The 3,909-nt window shown below is 74.9% G+C and carries 2 protein-coding genes and 1 pseudogene; 1 reads left to right on the plus strand and 2 read right to left on the minus strand.

The window, feature by feature from the left end; genetic code table 11:
• Positions 1–845: pseudogene (locus FNX44_RS24790) on the minus strand (type VII secretion protein EccC); the annotation flags it as partial.
• 221 nt (positions 846–1,066) lie between these two features.
• On the opposite strand from FNX44_RS24790, the gene eccD reads away from it, so the two are divergent.
• Positions 1,067–2,536 carry a type VII secretion integral membrane protein EccD gene (eccD, locus tag FNX44_RS24795; protein WP_143651227.1) on the plus strand — a complete coding sequence of 490 codons (1,470 nt, stop codon included), beginning with the start codon at positions 1,067–1,069 and terminating at the stop codon, positions 2,534–2,536.
• Positions 2,537–2,597: 61 nt separating this feature from the next.
• Here the strand turns inward: eccD and FNX44_RS24800 are convergent.
• Positions 2,598–3,909 (minus strand): GDSL-type esterase/lipase family protein (locus FNX44_RS24800; RefSeq protein WP_143651228.1); only part of this gene is annotated, 1,312 nt, incomplete at its 5' end.

Consider the following 3,909-nt stretch of genomic DNA (forward strand, 5'->3'; position numbering starts at 1 on the left):
CTGATGAGGCGTTCGGTGCCGGCGCCGTCGAGTGAGTCGGAGAGCTGGGTGTGGGGGAGCCACTTGGTCCAGTCCCAGCGGGCGGCGGGCTCGCTGCCGGCGGCGGCGACGGCGACGACGAGGTCGTCGGGGGAGTGGAGGGTGACGAGTTGGGCGAGGAGTGCGCGGGCGGTGCCGTGCGCGGTGGCCGGGTCGCCGGAGAGGGTGAGGTGGTAGAAGGCGCGCAGGGAGACGGCGACGGGCAGGTCGTCGAGTGTGCCGTGGGTGCGGATGAAGCGCTGCATGGCGCCGGCGGTGAGCGGTTCGAGCTCGTCGACGGGGGCGGTGTCGGGGGCGGTGAGCGGGGTGCTGAGGCGCTGCGCGCCGAGGCCGAGCCGCACCTGGGCGAAGTCGTCGTCGGTGAAGCGGCGTTCCCACACCCGGGTGCCGTCCTCGACGAGCGACCACAGCTGGTCGGGTGCCGGGTTGAGGTAGAGCTGGGCGAAGCGCTGCCGGCGCGCGGTCTCCCGGACGGTGCGGCGGGTCTGGGCGAGGTACTTGAGGTAGTCGCGGCGGGACTGGGCCATCTGGCCCAGCGTGCCCCGCCGGAGCCGCACGACCATCGCGATGATCATGCCGACCATGGACACCATCATCATCAGGCCCATGATGCGCATGAAGGGGTGGGCGCCGGGCATGAAGAAGAACACCATCGAGCCGCCCATGCCGAGCATGGGCAGGACCTGCATCAGCACGCCCTCCTGCTGGCCGCGCGGCAGCTCCGGCGGCGCTTCCAGGACGACCTCGTCTGCCGGAACGTCCGGCGGCAGCACACGGGCACGGCGTTTGACGACGATCTGACTCACACGCCTACCAATCCTCGGTCAGCAGCGGGTCCACCCGGCCGACGCCCCCCTGGCGTCGGCTCCCTCCGCGCGTGCCGATCCTACTCACCGTCATCGGGCGCGCTGACAGGGCCTCGTCACAGACCGGATAGGGTGTCCAACCGGCCGTGCACGAGGGTTGGAGACGGACGGACCAGGCCGGGAGCGCACGGCACGGCACACAGCGACGGGGAGGGGACGCGGTGACCACGCCCGCCACCAGTACGACGACGTTCTCCCAGGCGCCCACGGGCACCGGCTTTAGCCGGCTGACCGTCGTGGCGCCCGGCGGCCGCGTCGACGTGGCGCTGCCGGAGGACGTGCCGGTGGCACACCTCTATCCGGAGATCCAGCGGCTGACCGCGCACACGGCCGACGACAACTCGCTGGTCGGCTACTACCTGGTGCGACGGGACGGCACGGTGCTGGACGCCGGGCGGACCCTCGCCGGGTTGCGGATCCGCGACGGCGAGGTGCTGACGCTGCGTCCGTTCTCGCGGTCGCTGCCGCCGGCGGTGTTCGACGACGTCTCGGACGCCGTCGCGACGGCGGTCACCGCCGACCGGACGCTCTGGGACGACCGGTATCTGCGGCTGGCGGGGCTGGCCGGCACGGTGGTGCTGCTGTGGCTGGCGGCGCTGCTGCTGTGGCTGACCTACCCGGACGGGCGGGACATGCATGGTCTGCCGGGCGTGACTGCCGCGGTGATCGGCGTCGCGCTGCTGGCGCTCGCCCCGGTGCGCGGGCGGTTCTACGGCGACCGCGGGTCGGCCACCGCGCTGGGCCTGGCGGCGCTGCCGCACGCGATGCTCGCCGGCTCCGGAGTGCTGCCGCTGCAGGACGGGCACGGGGTGGGGCGGCTGCAGTTCCTGCTCGGCTGCGCGGCCGTGCTGCTCGCCGCGTCGGTGATGGTGGCGGCGCTACCGGAGGGGGACGCGCCGTTTGTGGCGGTCGCGGTGGTCGCCGGCGCGGGGACGCTCGCCGCGTTCGCGCTGGTGTTGACCGACGCCCGGCCGCTGGCGGCCGCGTCGGTGAGCGCGCCGGTGGCGATCGGCCTGCTGGCGTTCCTACCGGCGCTTTCGGCGCGTTTCGCGCGGCTGCCGATCGGGTACGCGCCGCCGCGCCCGGGTTACCAGACGTCCGGCACGGCCGCGGAGGATCCGTTCGCGCCCGCCGAGCCCGGCCCGATCGACGCCGAGCGGATCGCCGCGCAGGCCCGACGGGGGCACGAGGTGCTGCTCGGGTTGGTCGGCGGGCTGGCGGCCGTTGCGGTCGGCGCGGCGGTGGTGCTGGCCTTCGGCGGCACCCTCTTCGGCCAGTTGCTCGCGCTCGGCACCGGCCTGGCGCTGCTGACGCGCGCCCGGCTCTTCCGCTACTCGACGCAGGTCGCCTGCGCGCTCGCCGCCGGGACGGCGGTGCTGGCGCTGCTGTTCACGGCTCTCGCCCTGGACGCCGACGGCTCGGGGTTGCGCGCGCTGTGGCTGACGACGGCGCTGGTCGCGGGCGCGGCGGTGCTGGCGGCCATCGCGGTCGTCGTCCCCCGGGCCGGGCTGACGCCCTTCTGGGGGCGGCTGTTGGACGTGTGCGAGGGCGCGGTGCTGCTGGCGCTGACGCCGCTGTGCCTGGCCGTGCTGGACGTGTACACCACCGCCCGTTCGATGACCGGTCGTTGACCCGGCGGCGGCTCCGGCGCAGCCGCTCGGCTCGGCGTTGTTAGGCTCACCGGTCCTCGGCTCACCGGTCGTCGGCGGGCACGAGCAGCCGCAGGTCCACCGACTCGGCGACGGCGCGCAGCCCGGCGTCGCCCGGATGCAGATGGTCGCCGCTGTCGTAGGTCGGCAGCAGCCGTTCGGGCGCGGCGGGATCGCGCAGTACCGCGTCGAAGTCGAGGACGGCGTCGAAGTCGTCGTGCTGCGAGCGCAGTTGGGCGTTGATCTCGCGGCGGCGGCGGTCGACGTCCGCTGTGCAGTCCGGATAGCCGCCGCACGGCGCGATGGTGGCGACGAGCACCCGGACGCGGTGCGCCCGCGCGCGCCGCGCGACCTCGCGCAGCCCGGCGAGCACGTCCTGCGAACCGGCCCCCCAGCGCACGTCGTTGACCCCGGCGAACACCACCACCGTCCGGACGTTCGGCTGCGCGAGCACGTCCCGCTCGAAGCGGTGCACAAGGCTCACCCCCGCGTTGCTGGAGCTGACACCCTCGCCCGGGTAGCGGTCGCTGGTGACGCGGTTGGCGGAGATGCCCTGGTTGCTCACCCCGTAGGCGGGCACGTCCGTGTGCGGGCGGGCCAGCAGGCGGCGGGCGAGCACGTTGGGCCAGCGGCGGTTGGCGTCCTCGGTGGAGCCGACGCCGTCGGTGATGGAGTCGCCGACGGTGACGACCGTGCCGGTGTCCTCGCGCACGTCGACGCCGGTGAGGAACGGCCACGAGGTCAGCTCCGGCCGCCAGTCCGCGCCGCCGCGGCTGGCGGTGAGGTCGCCGCTGTCGTCGCCGCTGGCGTACGAGCGCTGGATGGCCCGGCCGTGCACGGGGGCCGCCTGGATGCCGCCGGGTAGATGCAGGCTGACCAGCAGGTCGCCGTCGGCGGGTACCGGCAGCCGGACGGGGTCGCTGACTGCCGCGGCGCCGGCCGGAAGCGTCGGACGGTCCCGGCCGCCGAAGGTCACGGGAACGGGGTCCGCGGTGGTGTTCGGCCCATCGGACCGGACGGCGACGGAGACCCGGCCCAGCCGCAGCGCGCGCTCGGCGAAGGTGTTGGCCAGCCGAAGCCGCAACTCGTCCCCGCCGACGCTGGTCCGCACTACCAGCCGCAGGGTGCGGTCCCGCCACGGGCCCACCTTGTTGTACCCGCCCGTGCCCGCCGCCCAGCTGCCCGTCCAGTCGGCCGCCGCCGCGCGCAGGCCGACGGCGAAGACGTGCACGTCCGCGCGCGGGCCCGGGTCGGCGGGCAGGGCGAGCGCGCGCACGCTGCGCGTCGGATCGACCGGTACGGTCACCGCGTAGAGCCGGGCCCGTCGGGTGCTCACGCCGTCGGGGGTGTGGTGG

The organism is Streptomyces alkaliterrae (assembly GCF_007097205.2).
GTDB classification, from domain to species: domain Bacteria; phylum Actinomycetota; class Actinomycetes; order Streptomycetales; family Streptomycetaceae; genus Streptomyces; species Streptomyces alkaliterrae.